The sequence below is a fragment of the Pseudomonas sp. ASL8 genome, from assembly GCF_056680355.1.
On the sequence record NZ_CM155278.1, the window covers coordinates 5,075,133 to 5,091,784 of the forward strand.

At 59.6% G+C, this 16,652-nt stretch carries 11 protein-coding genes; 2 read left to right on the forward strand and 9 right to left on the reverse strand.

The window, feature by feature from the left end; all coding sequences use genetic code 11:
* Positions 1 to 48 precede the first annotated feature (48 nt).
* The 5 genes from AC1MEA_RS23300 to AC1MEA_RS23320 form a co-directional block, all read right to left on the reverse strand.
* Positions 49 to 816, reverse strand: coding sequence for a CHAD domain-containing protein (locus tag AC1MEA_RS23300; RefSeq protein ID WP_219060291.1), 768 nt, complete (start codon positions 814 to 816; stop codon positions 49 to 51).
* Between the two features lies 1 nt (position 817).
* Positions 818 to 2,812, reverse strand: a complete 1,995-nt coding sequence (locus AC1MEA_RS23305; protein ID WP_480417535.1) for a transglutaminase TgpA family protein — start codon at positions 2,810 to 2,812, stop codon at positions 818 to 820.
* The gene (locus AC1MEA_RS23310; RefSeq protein WP_449633553.1) at positions 2,809 to 3,792 is read right to left on the reverse strand and encodes a DUF58 domain-containing protein; all 984 of its coding nucleotides are present in this window, start codon (positions 3,790 to 3,792) and stop codon (positions 2,809 to 2,811) included. The genes AC1MEA_RS23305 and AC1MEA_RS23310 overlap by 4 nt, the downstream gene beginning before the upstream one ends.
* Positions 3,762 to 4,679: an AAA family ATPase gene (locus AC1MEA_RS23315; RefSeq protein WP_480417536.1), complete on the reverse strand. Its 918-nt coding sequence runs from the start codon at positions 4,677 to 4,679 to the stop codon at positions 3,762 to 3,764. Before AC1MEA_RS23315 ends, AC1MEA_RS23310 begins: the two co-directional genes overlap by 31 nt.
* A 163-nt stretch (positions 4,680 to 4,842) precedes the next feature.
* Complete coding sequence (locus AC1MEA_RS23320; protein ID WP_219060295.1) at positions 4,843 to 5,124, reverse strand: hypothetical protein; 282 nt, start codon at positions 5,122 to 5,124, stop codon at positions 4,843 to 4,845.
* A 153-nt stretch (positions 5,125 to 5,277) separates the two neighbouring features.
* Between AC1MEA_RS23320 and AC1MEA_RS23325 the strand changes: the two genes are divergently transcribed.
* A complete protein-coding gene (locus AC1MEA_RS23325; RefSeq protein WP_219060297.1) occupies positions 5,278 to 6,345 on the forward strand; it encodes a patatin-like phospholipase family protein in 1,068 nt (355 codons plus the stop codon).
* A 425-nt stretch (positions 6,346 to 6,770) separates the two neighbouring features.
* Positions 6,771 to 10,295 (forward strand): NEL-type E3 ubiquitin ligase domain-containing protein, encoded by a 3,525-nt coding sequence (locus AC1MEA_RS23330; protein ID WP_480417537.1) that lies wholly within the window; start codon positions 6,771 to 6,773, stop codon positions 10,293 to 10,295.
* A gap of 258 nt (positions 10,296 to 10,553) precedes the next feature.
* Here the strand turns inward: AC1MEA_RS23330 and AC1MEA_RS23335 are convergent, their stop codons facing one another.
* Genes AC1MEA_RS23335 through kdpB form a run of 4 tightly spaced genes read right to left on the reverse strand, consistent with a single transcriptional unit; the run spans position 10,554 to position 16,652 of the window.
* Positions 10,554 to 11,243 carry a response regulator gene (locus AC1MEA_RS23335; protein ID WP_219060300.1) on the reverse strand — a complete coding sequence of 230 codons (690 nt, stop codon included), beginning with the start codon at positions 11,241 to 11,243 and terminating at the stop codon, positions 10,554 to 10,556.
* 49 nt (positions 11,244 to 11,292) lie between these two features.
* On the reverse strand, positions 11,293 to 13,950 hold the full coding sequence (locus AC1MEA_RS23340) for a DUF4118 domain-containing protein (protein ID WP_480417538.1): 2,658 nt from the start codon (positions 13,948 to 13,950) through the stop codon (positions 11,293 to 11,295).
* 14 nt (positions 13,951 to 13,964) lie between these two features.
* Positions 13,965 to 14,525, reverse strand: a complete 561-nt coding sequence (gene kdpC, locus AC1MEA_RS23345) for a potassium-transporting ATPase subunit KdpC (protein ID WP_219060305.1) — start codon at positions 14,523 to 14,525, stop codon at positions 13,965 to 13,967.
* Positions 14,526 to 14,585: 60 nt separating this feature from the next.
* Positions 14,586 to 16,652 carry a potassium-transporting ATPase subunit KdpB gene (gene kdpB, locus AC1MEA_RS23350; protein WP_480417539.1) on the reverse strand — a complete coding sequence of 689 codons (2,067 nt, stop codon included), beginning with the start codon at positions 16,650 to 16,652 and terminating at the stop codon, positions 14,586 to 14,588.

The following is a 16,652-nucleotide window of genomic DNA, read 5'->3' on the forward strand; positions in this document are numbered from 1 at the left end:
TGCCGATCCGCAGGGTTCATTTACGCCAAACTGCGGCCTGAATTCGACCTAACGACCAAAACACACCCGACCCAAGCGCTCCAGCGCCGCGTCGGCTTTGCGTTCCGCACGCACAATCCCCAAATGCCACCCCACCACACACGGTGCCAGATCGTGTTCTTGCTCGGCCCGCGTCAGCCATTGCAGATGGTCGTGCCAGGTGCCCAGTTCACCCTGCGCAGCCTTCAGGCTGGCCTGGATTTTTTTGCTGGAATGGGTCAAGTCCGGGTACGCCTCGGCGCCGTAGCGCACGCGCTTGATCAACAGGCGCAGACGATGGCGATCATGCTCAGGATCATTCATCGCGGCCCTGAGCTTCTTCCATTGTTTGTTCAGGCGCTTTTCAATACGCGTGTGCAAACCACCCAATAACTTCTGATGCTGTGACGCGCGAACAAAACGAGGGAAAGCCTCCAGCACGCTAAACAGTCGAGCCAGTGCCGGAGAGGTTGCGACGGAGGCATAGGCTTCGCTCAATGAATCGCTACGCTGTTTCGCCGCTTGAATCATGCCCTGTTGATGCAGCCAGGCGGCCAGCACCTCCTTGTCACGCAACGGCGTGGTCAACTGCCCCACCTCTTTGGCCGCAGCTTCGAGCTGTTCTACGCCCGGCAAGTCACGCAACGGTCGCAACAGGCTGCGCAAGCGCCGTACGGTGATCCGCAGGTCATGCAGCGCCTCACTGTCCGTCTCGGCGGTCAACCGCGCATGACAGGCCATGAGTTTGACCTCAAGGGTCAACACCTGAGCGACAAGACGATCCACCCGTTCAGACATGCTATTGCTCCTCTTCGACTTTTATTGTTGAAAATCGCCATGGCAGACTTCGCCGTAATTGCTTCAATTGTCGCCGCAGTGGTGTCAACGACTGCGTCTTGCCAGCATAACGCTGGGCTTCGAATTCGATGACGAAGGCCAGGATAGCCGTAGCGTGCGCCGGAAACTGCAGGGCCGCTCGCCGGGAAAAATCATGTGCACCCTCTGCTTGCCGACGACGCACACCGTGTCGCGCCAATAATCGCTCAAATGCCTTGAATAATCGGAGTTGCGGGTCGCTTTCGCGCTGCCAGGGCTTGAACAACCACAGGGCCAATAGCCCTATGATCGCTGCAGCACCGCCGAAAAACGCCGCACCGTCGAAGCCAGAAAACCAGCGACTGAGCACCAGCACTTGCTGCTGCCCCTGATAACCCAGCACCCAGCGCTGCCAGCCATAGTTGAGACTATCCCAACTTAATCGCAGCGAATTGAGCCATGGCAAGTTTCGGTAACGTAGGGTTGAAAAAGGCGCATTTTCGAGAAACGGCTCATCTGCGGCCAGGGCCTGCTCCAGACCCTGCTCAATCCGTTGCGGGGCGACGGCGGCTGTGGGGTCCACGCTTCGCCAACCGACCCCCGGTTGCCAGTATTCAACCCAGGCGTGGGCATCGAACTGGCGCACGCTCAGGTACTGGCCGTCCGGATTAAGCTCACCGCCTTGATAGCCGGCCACTACCCGTGCCGGAATCCCCGCCGCACGCAGGACAAAGGTCATTGCACCCGCGTAATGGGCGCAGAAACCACTGCGGCTGCTGAAGAGAAAGTCATCGATGCTGTCTGCGCCCAGCACCGGCGGCTTCAGGGTGTAGTGGTAGGGTTCATCGCTGAAATGCGCCATCATCGCGTCGACCAACGCGTCGGCATGCGGATGACGGCGGCTCAAATCTGCAGCCCATTGCCGGGCCTGGGGATTGCCGCGAGGTGGCAGTTGCAGATTTTGGCGTACGGCGCCTTCGCTTAGCTGCGTTTCGCGAACCGCGTTCGGCCACGAGCTGACGCCATACAGCAAGGTCTGCTCGATGGGGTGGCGACGCTGCAGGCGAAAATCGTTCATCTGACGTACGTCTGCCAGACGGGTTTCGCCAATGTCCAACGCCAGTAACCAGGGTCGCCCGCTGGGCTCCATGACGATGCTGTACGTGACCGGGTCACCGCGCTTTTGCCAGTCTGGCGCCTGACTGACCATCGCCCTGCCCGACTGGGACCAGCGTCGACCATCGAACTGCTCCAGACTCAGGCCGCGCCAGTACAGCTGACTGTGCGGTGGTATCGGCCCCTCGAAGCTGGCACGAAACACCAGCGCCGCCGACCGGCTCAGCTGTGCGATATCACCCGGCGCCATGCTGTCGGACAGGCCTGTGATGCCTTTGTTGCTGGGCTGCGGCAGTGACCACAGCGGTTCCAGGCGGGGGAAGAACAGGAACAACAGCACCATCAACGGCACGGCCTGTAGCAACAGCTTAAGCGCCAGTTTCAGGGTGCTGACCGGTTTACTCGCCAACGCGGCCTGTTGCAGGCCAATCAATGCCGCCAGTAGCGTGCTGACCGTGAGCAATGTGAAGACGGCCCAGAGCAGGCTGTCCTCGAACAGATAGCCCACCACCACGCAAAAGAATCCAAGAAAAATCAGCACCAGCGCATCACGACGAGTACGCATTTCGAGCAGTTTCAGAATGAAGGCCGCCATCAGCAACGCGGCACCCGCATCCAGGCCGATCAGGCTGCCTCGTGAAAAAAACACTCCGGCAGCTGTCGCCAGCAACAGCGTGCATTTAACCAGCGTGCCTGGGTAATCGGCGCGCATGCGCACGATCTGCACCCGCCAAAGACTGCAACCGACCCACAAACCAATCATCCAGATCGGCAGGTGCGGCAAATACGGAACCATTACCAATGCCTGCGCCACCAACAGCCAGATCAGGCTGGAGCGCGGGATCGGCAGGTTCCGGCTCATGGACGACTACCAAATAAAGCCAATGCTTGCAGACAGGCCTCTCGGTGCTCATCGCCGCTGCCCGGCGCCAAGAGGAAACCGGGCAGGCGCAATGCAAAAGGCTGGTGACGCTGGGATAACTCCAGCACCCAATAGCAAAGGCGCGACAAGCGCTCTTCGATATCGCCACCCAAGGCCATGAAGTCCAGACACAAGTCATGACCGCTGACGTCAGTAAAATCCTTGATCAGCAGGCCCTGTCCGCGGGAGTAGGCTTTCCAGTGCAGGCGCCGCCGTGAATCGCCCGGCTGATACGCTTTCAGGCCTTGATAATCATCCACGCCGGGGCCCTGCGTTATCTGGCCCAGATCGTCGGCATGGGGTTGCGCCCCTACCAGCAACGGCATGGCGCCGGGCAAGGGCCGTGGATAGATCAATACCGACTGTTGCAGATCCAGCCAGCTCCAGGCGCAAAAAATGCCCAACGGGAAGCCGCTTTCCACCCGCAGCCGGGGCGCGCGCAGCCAACCGCGCGCGACGGCAGGCAGGCCGACTTCAACATCGACCCGTCCGGCGCCAGGTACATCGAATGCCTGCAACTGACTGACATCCCAACCCACGGCAATCGCCTGATGCGGCTGGCCGATGCTTTCCAGGCGCAGGCGCAGCAACAGAGGCTCGCCAACGAACACCGAACGGGCGGTACCTGAGCTGAGGACCAGGCCGCTGAGGTTACGGTACGTGTGCAGAATGGCCAGCACCGCCACCGACAGCAGGAGGAAGGTCAAACCGTAGGCCAGGCTGTTTTGGTAGTTGATCGCGACCAACAGCATCAGGATCAGCACCAGCGCAAAGATCGCTCCGGCGCGGGTGGGCATGATGAAGATTCGGCGGTGGTTCAATTCAACACGCGAGGCTGGGGGAATCCGCCGCACCAGCCAGCGCTGCCAAAACGGTTTGAGCTGTTCGATCAAAGCACCGGCACCTCGCGCAATAACCATTGAACCAAGGCCCCGTCGCCATGCCCGGTGGGATCGGAACGTTCGCGTAAACGGTGACTGATCACTGACGGCAGCACCGCCTGAACATCTTCAGGGATCACATAGTCACGACCTGTCAACAAGGCCCAGGCCCGCGCAGCCGCCAAAATCGCCAAACTCGCGCGGGGCGACAGGCCCCAAGCGAACTGTGGCTGGCTGCGGGTGGCGTCTACCAGACGCAGCACATAGTCGACCAGCGCGTCACTGGCGCGCACTTGCCGGGCTTCGGCTTGCAAGGCCGCTAACTCAGTATGGTTGAGGATTGCTTGCAGGCGCGGCAACAGATCTCGCCGTGGCTCGCCCTGCAGCAAGGCTTTCTCCGCAGCCCTGGCCGGATACCCCAAAGACAGACGCATGAGAAAACGATCCAGCTGTGACTCAGGCAAGGCGAAAGTGCCCCCTTGGCTGAAAGGATTTTGTGTGGCAATGACAAAAAAAGGATCGGGCAACGGCCGCGTTGCGCCTTCGATAGTCACCTGGCCCTCCTCCATGGCTTCGAGCAATGCACTCTGGCTTTTTGGCGTGGCCCGGTTGATTTCATCGGCCAACACCAGTTCGGCGAAGATCGGTCCTGGATGAAAGGTAAACTGCCCTGTTTCCCGATCAAAGACCGATGTTCCGAGGATGTCACCGGGCAACAAATCAGACGTGAATTGAATCCGCTGGAAGCTCAGCCCCAGCACCTTGGCCAGGGTTTGGCTAAGGGTGGTCTTGCCCATGCCCGGCAGATCCTCAATGAGCAAATGCCCACCGCCCAACAGACAGGTCAGGGCCAAACGCACCTGAGCTTCCTTGCCCAGTACCACTTCATTCACGGCGTTGAGGCACGCATCGAGTTTTCTGACCATCGAAAAGCTTCTCCAGACGACTGTCGTGGCGGTAACACTGCAATCAATGCCAGATGTGTGGCCACTTTACGGTCAGCCCGGCCTGTTTAACCAGACCCTAAACACAAAAGCCACCGAGCGCGGATAGCGCTCGATGGCTTTGGTAGAGAGGTTAGCAGGTGGTTTAGCGACCGGCGCGAGACTCACGAATGTAGAAACGGGCTTTCTCGGCTTTAGTGGCGCAGCCTTCGAACGCTTCAAATTGCTGCTGGGTTTTCGCCCCGGTCAACAGCGACAGTGCCTTGGAGTAGCTGACGGTACCGGCAAAGCCTTCAGCCTTGGCCAAGTCCAGCTCGTGCCAGGCGGCGTCGATCTGGGTCGCACAGCTGTCGCGATACGCGGCTTTATTACCGGCACAACCTGCGAGAACCAAAGCAATCAATGGTATGCAAATCCAGGCTTTCATCGGTGTTACCTCAAAAAAATAAAAATCGATTGTGCGGGCTTTGACGGTGCGGGCAGCAAAAAGTGCCGCAGGCCAAGCGCTGGCAAGGGTAACCCAGTTCCAGCGGGATCGCTTCGGGCGTATGGTGGAACAACTGCAACCAGGAAAGCATACATGAACAAACGAATAGCACTGGTGCTCGGGTCTGGTGGCGCACGCGGTTATGCACACATCGGGGTCATTGAAGAGCTCGAACGGCGCGGTTACGACATCGCCTGCATAGCGGGTTGTTCCATGGGTGCGGTGGTCGGCGGTATCTACGCCGCTGGCAAACTCAAGGAATACCGTGAATGGATCGAAAGCCTGGATTACCTCGACGTACTGCGCCTGGTGGATGTCAGCTTCCGCCTGGGGGCGATTCGCGGGGAAAAAGTGTTCGGCCAGATTCGTGACATCGTCGGTGAAATCAATATCGAAGACCTGCGAATTCCTTATACCGCCGTCGCCACCGACCTGACCAATCAGCAAGAAATCTGGTTTCAGGAAGGCTGCCTGCACCAAGCCATGCGTGCCTCTGCAGCGATCCCCAGCCTGTTCACGCCAGTGATGCAGGGCAATCGGATGCTGGTCGATGGCGGCCTGCTCAATCCGCTGCCCATCGTGCCCGTGGTCTCGAGCCACTGTGACCTGATTGTTGCGGTCAACCTCAACTCGACCAACCAGAAGCACTATCAGCTACCCGTGATCGAACGGGCGCCTGCGGTGAAGAAGCGTTTCGACAACCTGATCAACTCGTTGGGGTCGCACTTGCCGTTCCGGCGCAAGCTCGAACCCTCGACGGACCTCGACGTGTTGCGACTCGAACAGGACAGCCTCAAATCCAGTTCTGCGACGCTTCCCAACCCTTGGCTGGAAGCCGCCGACCCTCAAGCTCAGCAGCCCGCCGCAGCCCCGGAGGCCGAGCCCGCTGCTGGACCGGCACCGAAGTCAGCCAGTGGTTCGTTCATCATCGACAACGTTGGCCCTGCCTCTTTGCTGGATTTAATCAACCAGAGTTTCGAGGTTATGCAAACCTCACTGGCCCAGTACAAGATCGCCGGTTACCCGCCCGATATCCTGATCAACGTCCCCAAACGCGTGTGTCGGTTCTTTGAGTTCTACAAAGCACCGGAGCTGATCGCGTTAGGGCGAGAGATCGCTCGGGACACGCTGGATCGGTATGAACAAGAACGTAATCGTTGAATCAGATGGACCATGTAAAGCCCTTCTCCAACAAGTTGGCTCTACAGAAAATTGCGCCGGTCAGAATAAAAAGCGCCTGACGCCGCCGATCAATCCGACTTTGGCGCAAGGCTGCCAGGGCTGAGCACCGGGTCTTTCAGCACTCCGCCGTAGGCTAGCGTCATGCATGAGGTGATCTGAATGCCGTGCCGCTGCGCGAAATCCACCACTGTGCGGTTTGCAGGTACGAGTGCAGCTCTATCCGGGCGTGCTGGGTCATGGTCATGCAGAGCTCGGCTACGACGTGACCGCGCATGTTAACCCTGCACGCAATTAACCCGGCATCCCAGGTGATCGCCGTGACAGCCGACGGTAACTATTTAAGCTTTTTTGCGTCAGTGTCCTGATTGACTACCGGCTCAATCAACGCAATAAGGACATTGCCCATGCGCTCTCTGGAGCCACAGCCTCATCAGGCATTCATTCAAGAACGACTCGCGCCCTGGTTTATCAAAGCACACCCTCAGCAACGGCGGCTTCTGACGCAGAGCATGGTGGCCAGTCATCTTTCACGGGCGCAGCTTGCCGAATTTTCAGCGGGTGTTCTGAGTGTGCTCGAGTTCTCCCGACCGCTGCTGACCCAAGCGCTGGACGACGAGTTTGGGCCGGGGCTGGATCCTGAACAGGCCCGTTTTTTTCAGGCACGTTTTAAAAAAGGATCATTGAACGGACGTCGGTCGCCTGACCGATCAAGGGTTCAAACGCTGATGCAGGCAGCGTTGCAAAACTTTGAGGCGAAAGAAGCGATTGAGGCCGGGAAAGAATCGACTTCGGTGATCTATCACCGCGATCCAGCATTGCGAGAGGTGGATCTACCGAGCGTCGAACCGGCGAGCGTCAGCCCGAAAAAATTCATTGAGGTGTGTCGACGCCTAGACTTGGGCGGGCGCTACCAGCGTTATCTGGAGAGCAAGCTGTCGCAGCCTGATCTTGAGCAGGTAAAAGCGTTGTTTGTGAATCGCGAGCGTGACGTCTTGCGAGTGGAGGCAAATATCGCCTACATGAAAGAGTTGATTTCCAAGCCCTTTCACACCGCAATCTTGGCGCTGGACACGCCGGGTGTTAAGCCCACAGTGGGTGGAAAACCTTTCGTGCTGCAGTACTTCACGGTGCTTGGGGTCAGTTTGCGTGGCGTGCTTGTGTTTCAGGGGCGCGGGCAAAACGCTTGCGTGGTTTATATGCCTTCGCAGCCGTCAGAGCCGCTGAAGGAGTTCGCCCATTTCGGCGAGTTCATGGACCAACTGCGGGAAAACGCCAGAACACCGCAGTACCGCCAATATCTCAAGCAATTGATACCGCTGCGCAGCAGGGCGCTGTTTTTCGCCCGTCTGGAAAACTGTCTGAACCCCTACGTCACACGATCCATCCCGGGAAGCAGCGGCCTGATCAAACCCAGGATCAAAGCGCGTGAACCAAACCTGCGCGCTAATCTCAATGCAGTAAAAAACGCTATCGCAGGTGAGCTGCCCGATTATTTTTATCTCCAGCACATGCTGCGCATCAAGGACGATGCACGGGCCCTGGCAGTGCCAACCGGTGATGAAAACGAAAAGTCGCGAAAGGAGCGGCTGGCGAGCTTTTTGGAAAACGGTATGGACGTGCTTAACCTGGCAAGCATCGTTTTACCGGGTCTGGGCGAGGCGATGTTGCTCATGGCGGGCAGTCAGTGGCTGGTGGAGACATTTGAAGGCATTGACGCCTGGAGTCATGGCCAGATGACTGAAGCACTTGAGCATTTGAGCAGCGTGGCGGAGTCAGTCGCCATGACCGCGTTATTGTCCAGGGCTGCTTTATTGTCAACGGGGCTTGTGCCGCCGATCAAAGCGTCTTCTTTTATTGATGCAATGGTCACGGCCCGTTCTCGCGACGGCGTGACGCGCTTGAGCCATGCGCCAGCAGCCGTTCCCCCATCGATACCCAAGCCCGCGTTTAAAATGCCGACGCGTCTGCCGGACGGGCGTCTGGGGTATCTGCTGAGTGGGCGAGGTCGAGGTGCAACGGGCTGGCATGCGGACCCTCAGCAAAACCTGATCAATGCAATGACTGCACTGTTTCCCGAGGTCACCAATGTCCAGGCGCATGTGGATTGGTTTGTGATGATCGGAGAGGACCTGGAGACGCTGACCCTGTCAACGCAACGCAGGCTTGAAGACTACCAGGCCTTGCATTCAGCGCTGGACGCGTGGGTGGAGCCTATGCCTGCGAATGTGCCGTCAGGCAATCACTCTGTGCCGATCAGTGAGCAAGCTCGCCAGACATTTGCCGACGCGCTGTGTCAGGCGTGGCGCTACAGCGACGATGACGCCCCCCGAGGGCCCGACATCTTGTTGTTGGAGTCCCTGGACCTCACACATCTTGCAGATTTGCCTGATCTGCCTTCGCAGTACAGTCAGATCCGCTTCCTCACGTTGCGAGCGATGTTGGGGGATGTCGAACAGCTCGACAGCCTGTTGCGCCAATTCAGCGGGCTTACTCGACTGGCAATAGTTGACGGCGGATTGCAAGAACTGCCAACTGCCTTGGCCGTACTGGAGCATTTGTACAGTCTGTCGGTGGCGGGGCAGGGTCTTGCCATCGATCAGTCCGCCATGAACCTGTTGATGGATATCCCCCAGCTGTCATCGCTCAACCTGCGTGGCAACGTGGTCGGCGAGTTCACCGACACAAGCCGCTTGCGACTTAGCGAGCTGACGCTGGGGGACACAGGGCTGACGCGCTGGCCGCACTGGGTGGATGCGTTGAATTTGCGGGAGCTGGATGTCAGTGACAATCTCATCACCTCGCTGCCTGAGGTTATTCTCGACAACGTGCTCGACCCTTTTCACCACACGACAATTTTCGCTGCTGGCAACCCGATCAATACCGACGATTTGCGTGCTTACTGGCTGAACGCCGGGTATGGCCGCCGGTACACCCTGGAGTTCGAGTTTCCCGAGGAGATTCGTGCCCTGCCCTCTGCGCACAGCAACGACCGCCAAAGCTCAACGGGCAGCCCGTTCACGACTCATTCACATTCGATTGGTGGTGCCGAGTTCGACACAACACCGCCCTGCGTCGATAGCTGGATTGTTGAGGGGCGAGCCGAACTCAACTCGCGAATTCGCTCGGCATGGGAACGGGTCCACACGCAAGGCGACGCGCCGAATTTGATGAACCTGCTGCACAGGTTAAGAGAAACCGCAGACTTTCAGCAATTTCATGAGGAGTTGGCTAACGATGTGATGACCGTGCTGGAAGCGGCCGCCGACGATACGCCATTGCGCGGGCAGCTTGAAATCATGGCCAGTGATCGATTATTCGGTCCTGACCAGACCTGCCAGGACGGTGCCAGACTGATTTTCAGTGACATGCAAGTAGCGGTTTACGCCCACACGGCCTTGCTGGGTGTGCCCGCCGAGCAGCAGACAGAACGACTGTTCAGTGTGATCAGAAGCATGTTCCGGCTTGATCAGGTTCGGTCCATTGCTGACGTGGAGATCAGGCGACAGACCTCCACCGGCGTTCACGTCGATCAGGCCGAGGTACGTCTGGCTTATCGCATCGGGCTGGCTTCATATCTGGCATTACCCGGCCAACCGCTGCGTATGGTGTGGGAGGGACTGAGCAATGTCGCGCCTCAAGCGATACTCGACGCCAGACGTTTGATTCTTGAGCGTGAAGCCGGGCCAGCGTTTCTCGATTTTGCCGTGAACGACCGGTTGTGGAATGCCCGCTTGCGTGCTGAAAATGCGGTGCAAGTCGAACACGCGACGTCGCAGGTCAGGGCACAGATGGATGCACTTGAAGAGCATCCCCCTGCTGATCCCGATCAATACCACCGACAAGGCCTGTCGCTGATCAGCCTTCGCGATGCCGACGAGCGGGAGGTGCTAGAACAGATCACCCATCAGTATCGACAAGCCTGGTATTGAGGCTTTCCGAGAGTTGCCCGGTTGCACAGGATTATTGCTTCCGGGTTCCGGTATTGAGCGGGCCCATCCGCTGGATCGATCGTTGCCCAAGGTTGAAGCGATCTTGAGGGAGCTATGCATGTTCGAACCCGCCGAGTTACGAAGATGCTTGATTATGGTTCGGGTGCATTGTTACAGGGCGCAGTTCCAGAGTGCGGAGTCAGATTCTGGCCGGAGCAGCCAACGTGTTGGCGAAAGGTCCTTGCAGACACCGCAGATTTAACGCTCCCGCAACCGATACCCCACCCCGGCTTCAGTCACGATGAAACGCGGATTAGTCGGGTCGTCGGCCAGTTTCTGGCGCAGATGGCCGACGACGATGCGCAGGTAGTGGCTGTCTTCGGCATGGGTTGGGCCCCAGATATCCTTGAGTAACTGCTGCTGGGTGATGACTCGCCCTGGATACCGGGCCAGTTGCGCCAGCACCGCGTATTCCTTGCGGGTCAGCCCCACTTCAACGCCGTCGAGCAACACCCGCCGATAGGCAAGGTCTACCGTCAGCGGGCCGAATGTCAGCGCTGCTTCCTGTGCCTCACCGCTGGGCGCCTGACGCAATAATGCGCGGACCCGTGCCAGAAACTCCTGAATACCGAACGGTTTGGTCACGTAATCGTTGGCGCCGTTGTCCAGCGCCTGGACTTTCTGTCCCTCGCTCGCACGTACCGACAGCACCAATACCGGCACTGTCGACCATTCACGAAACGCCCGCAGCACGTCCTGGCCGTCCATGTCCGGCAGGCCGAGGTCAAGCACCAGCAGGTCCGGTTTGTTCAGCGCCGCCTGGCTCAAGCCTTCGGTACCGCTGCCGGCTTCAAGCACTTTGTAACCTTGCGAGGCCAGGCTGATACGCAGAAATTTGCGTATCTGCGGCTCATCATCAATCACCAGGATGGTCGAGGTCTGGCTCATGGTTGCCTTGCCGTTTCACAATAAAAAACAAGCGTAACCCAAGACGCCATCACCGCGCGTGCTCTATTTCTGCTTCAGGCTGGGTCTGCAGGGGTAGGTGCAAAGTGATACAGGTACCCCGCCCGTCGATGCCTTCCGCGACGGTAATTCTTCCACCGTGAGCACCCACCATACCCTGGCAGATCGCCAAGCCCAGGCCCGTACCCTGCCCACCCCGGTCACCCCGTGCAGCGGTGTAGAACATATCGAAAATCTTCGCCCGCTCAGCTTCGGGAATTCCCGGTCCTTCGTCGCTTACCGAGAAGAACAACTCGCTGTCACTGGCACCAGCCTCCACCCGCAAACGACCCTGCGACGGCGAAAAACGTGCGGCATTTTCCAGCACGTTGACCAGCGCCTGCTCGATCAACGCGGCGTGCACGAAAAGCAGCGGCAACTCCGCTGGCACGTGGGTACTGACCTGCAAGGGCGCCAGCACCGTGCGCAAGCGGTTGAGGGCGCTGCCGACGATGTCGCCAGGAGACACCCAATCCCGCGCCAGCTTCAACGCGCCATGGCCCAGGCGTGTCATGTCCAGCAAGTTCTGGATATAACGATCCAGACGCTCGGCCTCGTCACGAGTGCCTTCAAGCAACTCGCGGCGGTCTTCCAGCGAAATCGCCTCGCCCAATGCCAGCAAACTGTCGATCCCGCCGCGCATGGCGGTCAACGGGGTGCGCAGGTCGTGGGACACCGAGGCCAACAAAGCGCTGCGCAGCTGTTCGGTTTCACCGTGCAAACGCGCAGCCTCCAGCTCATCAGCCAGTTGCGCCCGGGCCAGCGCCTGCGCCAGCGGCTGGCTGAGTGCGGTCAGCAGGCGCCGACGCTGGTCGGTAAATGGCTGCCCCTCACGTGGGCAGACGCCGAGCAATGCCAAAGGCCCCTCTTCCATCGACAACGGCCACCACCACCAACGACCCAGCGGTAAAGTGCCAGTCCCCAACCCAGCAGGTTGATCGTGTTGCCAGGCCCAATCCGCTGCGGCGCGTTCGGCCTCGGAAAGCTGCAAGGGGCTGCCGACTTCGATCTTCCAGCCGTCCTGCCCGTCTCGATCGAGCAGGCACACCTGTAGCTCTTTCCAGCCATTCAAATGTTGCTCGGCGGCGCTCAACACCGCCTGACGATCAGTGGCGGCCGTGAGTTTGCGCGACAGGTCGAGCAGTTCGCTGGTTTCCTCCTGCGTGTCGCGCAAGGCCTGCAGTTGCCGACGCTGCCGGGCCGCCAGGTTGCCGGTCAAGGCCGCCATCAAGAGAAAGAACAACAGCGTCAGCACATCTTCTTCACGCTGGATGCTGAACGAGAATATCGGTGGAATGAAGAGAAAGTCGTAGGCCAGGAACGACAACGCCGCACAGGCCAGCGCCGGACCGAGACTGCTGCGCACCGCCACCAGCAACACTGCCGCGAGGAACACCAAGGAGATGTTCGGCAGCGCCAGCACACTCGCCACCCCCCAGGCCAAGGCGCTGGCCAGAACCGTGGCAATCAATGCCAGACCATAATCGAACCAGGCGACTGCGCGGGTCGAATGCAAGCGCGGCTGATCGTGCTGAGCCTCACTGTCGAGTACATTGATTTCCAGGCCATGGGCATCGCGCAGCAAGCGCGTCGCCAGACCACCGCCAAACAGCCGTCTGCGCAAACGCGGGCGCGATTGACCCACCAGCACCAGACTTGCACGCCGCTCGGCTGCATGCTGGATCAGGGTTTTTGCCACTTCGCCTGCTCGCAGCAATACCACTTCGCCGCCAAGGCGCTCTGCCAGTAGTTGGGCATTTTGCAGGCGCATCCGGGCCTGTTCATCGATGACCTTGCCGTTATCGACATGCACCAGGCTCCAGGGCAGATGCCGACGTTGCGCAACGCGACTGGCATGTCGCACCAGACGCTCGGCCTGGGCATCACCGTCGATACCAACCAGCAGTCGACCGCGTACTGCGGGGGCGGCCTGACCCAACTGACGGTAACCCAAGGCCAGGTCATCATCGACCTGAGCTGCCGCAGTCTGCATCGCCAACTCGCGCAACGCCGTCAGGTTGGTCTGGGTGAAGAACGCATCAATGGCGGCGCGGGCCTGCTCCGGCACATAGACCTTGCCGTCACGCAACCGCTCCAGTAGCTCACGCGGAGGCAGGTCGATCAGCACCAGTTCATAGGCTTCCTGCAACACCCAGTCAGGCAATGTTTCGCGGACCAGCACCCCGGTGATGCCCCGCACCTGATCATTAAGGCTTTCCAGATGCTGGACGTTGACGGTGGTGTAGACGTTGATCCCCGCCGCGAGCAATTCCTGAATGTCTTGCCAACGCTTGGTGTGGCGGCTGCCCGGAGCATTGCTGTGCGCCAGCTCGTCGACCAGCACCAGTGTCGGTGCGGCCTTGAGCAGGCCGTCCAGGTCCATCTCCTCCAGGGTGACGCCACGGTATTCCGAACGCAGCATCGGTTGTTGTGGCAAACCGCTGAGCAATGCTTCGGTTTCGGCACGGCCATGGGTTTCCACCACCCCCGCCACGACCTGCACGCCCTGGCGCAACTGTGCATGGGCCGCCTGGAGCATGGCGTAAGTCTTGCCCACCCCCGGCGCGGCGCCGAGAAACACCTTGAGCCGCCCCCGTCCCTCCTTGGGCAGATCAGCTAACAGTGCATCGGCTCGACCAGCGTTACTCATAGTTTGTTCTCGCATCACAATTGCGCAGACGGTAACTCATTCAAGGTTTGATTCAAGGTCAACACGTTTACCACGGGTGGACCAATCAGTGGCCGATAGGTGTTTTCATCCACCAACCGTTGCAGGGTCTCTACCGACAGATTGCGTGCAGCAGCCACCCGCACCATTTGATAGGCCACGGCTGCAGGTGGCAAGTGTGGATCAAGACCGCTGCCAGAGGTGGTCAGCAAGGCCAGGGGTACCGCGCCCTGCCCCGCAACCCGTTCCCTGGCGACAGCCTCTGTGACCCGTGCGGCCAGTGCCGGGTTGCTCGGCCCGAGGTTGCTGGCGCTACTGGACACCGTGGCAAAGTCCCCGGCAGAGGGACGCGAATGGAACCAGCCATCACCGGTAAAATTCTGCGAGATCAGTTCCGAACCTCGCACGTTGCCAGTGGCGTCGCGCAACAGGCTGCCATTGGCTTGATCAGGGAACGCCACCTGGGCAATACCGGTGACCACCAGCGGGTACGCCACGCCGGTGATCAAGGTCATTAACACAATCAGGCTCAGGGCCGGACGCAATACAGTCGACATCATCGAATCCTCAATCAGTGTGAATGTCGCGCCCTGTCGAGCGCGACGACAGTCGCTCTCTTAAACCAGATGAAGGCCCGTCAGCAGCATATCGATCAGCTTGATCCCCACGAACGGCACAACAATCCCGCCCAGGCCATAGATCAACAGGTTCCGACGCAACAGGTGCGCCGCACTGGCTGCCTGCACGCGCACGCCGCGCAATGCCAGCGGGATCAGGACCACGATGATCAGGGCATTGAAGACAATCGCCGAGAGGATCGCGCTCTGCGGGCTGGCCAGGTGCATGACGTTGAGCACCCCCAACTGCGGATAGATAGCCGCGAATAACGCAGGCAGGATCGCGAAGTACTTGGCCACGTCGTTGGCAATAGAGAACGTGGTCAAGGCGCCGCGTGTCACCAGCAATTCTTTGCCGATCTGCACCACATCCAGCAGCTTGGTCGGGTCGCTGTCGAGATCGACCATGTTCGCCGCCTCACGCGCCGCCTGAGTGCCATCGTTCATCGCCATACCAACGTCAGCCTGCGCCAAGGCAGGGGCATCGTTGGCACCGTCGCCACACATTGCGACCAAACGACCGTCGTTCTGCTCCAGACGAATACGCTCCAGCTTTTTCTCTGGGGTGGCTTCGGCCAAGACGTCATCGACCCCGGCTTCAGCGGCAATCGCAGCCGCCGTCAGCGGGTTATCACCGGTCACCATGACCGTGCGAATCCCCAGCTTGCGCAATTCAGCGAACCGCTCGCGGATGCCCGGTTTGACCACATCTTTGAGGTGGATCACGCCCAGTAACTTGCCGTCCACGCACACCAGCAGCGGCGTGCCCCCGGTTTTGGCGATTTTTTCGACTTCCCGGACCAGCGCTGGCATCAGGTCCGTGCGCTTGACATCAATGAACGCCAGCAGCGAATCCACCGCGCCTTTACGGTAAACCCGGCCTTGATAGTCGACCCCGGACAAGCGGGTTTCAGCACTGAACGCTACCGGTGTCAGCGTTGCAACATTGGGTTCGATCATCGGGTGCAGCTCACGCAGGTATTCGACAATCGACTTGCCTTCAGCCGTATCATCCGCCAGCGAGGCCAACAACGCGCCCTCACCCAGCTCCTTGGCGCTGACACCCGGCGCGGGGTGAATCGCGGTGCAGCGACGGTTGCCGAACGTGATGGTGCCGGTCTTGTCCAGCAGCAACACGTGCACGTCACCGGCGGCTTCCACTGCACGACCTGATTTGGCAATCACGTTCAGCCTGACCAGACGGTCCATCCCGGCAATACCAATGGCCGACAACAGGCCGCCAATGGTTGTAGGAATCAGAGTCACCAGCAGCGCCACCAGAAACACCAGCGGCAGGCTGCCATTGGCGAAGCGGGCGAACGGTTGCAGGGTGACCACCACCAACAGAAAAATCAGGGTCAGGCCGATCAGCAGAATATCCAGCGCGACTTCATTGGGGGTTTTCTGCCGTTTGGCACCTTCCACCAGTGCAATCATGCGGTCCAGCGTCGACTCACCCGGGTTGACGGTGATACGCACCAGCAACCAGTCGGACACCAGCCGCGTGTTGCCGGTAACCGCCGAACGATCACCGCCCGACTCACGAATCACCGGCGCGGATTCGCCAGTAATCGCGGCTTCGTTGACCGCCGCGATGCCTTCGATGACCTCGCCGTCGCCAGGGATCATTTCCCCCGCGTCGACCCGCACCACATCGCCCTTGCGCAACCGGCTGGCATCGACCACGTGGAAGGCTCCGTTTTCGTCCTTGCGTCGCGCTTTCAGACCTTCACTGCCAGCTTTCAGGCTGTCGGCGCGGGCCTTGCCACGACCTTCAGCCAGGGCCTCGGCAAAGTTGGCGAACAGTACGGTGAACCACAGCCAAAGAGCGATCTGCACCGCCACCGACGTCGGCACCTGCGGGTCAGGAATCAGGCACAGAACAGTCGTGAAGATGGCGGTCAGCTCGACCACCAGCATGACTGGCGCGCGTTGCAACTGGCGCGGGTCAAGTTTGACGAACGCTTGCACCAGTGCCGGGCGCCACAGCGTCGAGAGGGCTGTCGCTGGCTGTTCGGTCGCGCGGCTTTTATCGACGTTCTTTGTTACAGGAATTGGCATATTCAT

What these genes read in the sequence shown, in the direction of transcription:
- AC1MEA_RS23300 (WP_219060291.1), bottom strand. Translation starts at nt 816, where the DNA reads ATGTCTGAACGGGTGGATCGTCTTGTCGCTCAGGTGTTGACCCTTGAG.
- AC1MEA_RS23305 (WP_480417535.1), bottom strand. Translation starts at nt 2,812, where the DNA reads ATGAGCCGGAACCTGCCGATCCCGCGCTCCAGCCTGATCTGGCTGTTG.
- AC1MEA_RS23310 (WP_449633553.1), bottom strand. Translation starts at nt 3,792, where the DNA reads ATGGTTATTGCGCGAGGTGCCGGTGCTTTGATCGAACAGCTCAAACCG.
- AC1MEA_RS23315 (WP_480417536.1), bottom strand. Translation starts at nt 4,679, where the DNA reads ATGGTCAGAAAACTCGATGCGTGCCTCAACGCCGTGAATGAAGTGGTA.
- AC1MEA_RS23320 (WP_219060295.1), bottom strand. Translation starts at nt 5,124, where the DNA reads ATGAAAGCCTGGATTTGCATACCATTGATTGCTTTGGTTCTCGCAGGT.
- AC1MEA_RS23325 (WP_219060297.1), top strand. Translation starts at nt 5,278, where the DNA reads ATGAACAAACGAATAGCACTGGTGCTCGGGTCTGGTGGCGCACGCGGT.
- AC1MEA_RS23330 (WP_480417537.1), top strand. Translation starts at nt 6,771, where the DNA reads ATGCGCTCTCTGGAGCCACAGCCTCATCAGGCATTCATTCAAGAACGA.
- AC1MEA_RS23335 (WP_219060300.1), bottom strand. Translation starts at nt 11,243, where the DNA reads ATGAGCCAGACCTCGACCATCCTGGTGATTGATGATGAGCCGCAGATA.
- AC1MEA_RS23340 (WP_480417538.1), bottom strand. Translation starts at nt 13,950, where the DNA reads ATGAGTAACGCTGGTCGAGCCGATGCACTGTTAGCTGATCTGCCCAAG.
- kdpC (WP_219060305.1), bottom strand. Translation starts at nt 14,525, where the DNA reads ATGTCGACTGTATTGCGTCCGGCCCTGAGCCTGATTGTGTTAATGACC.
- kdpB (WP_480417539.1), bottom strand. Translation starts at nt 16,652, where the DNA reads ATGAATATGCCAATTCCTGTAACAAAGAACGTCGATAAAAGCCGCGCG.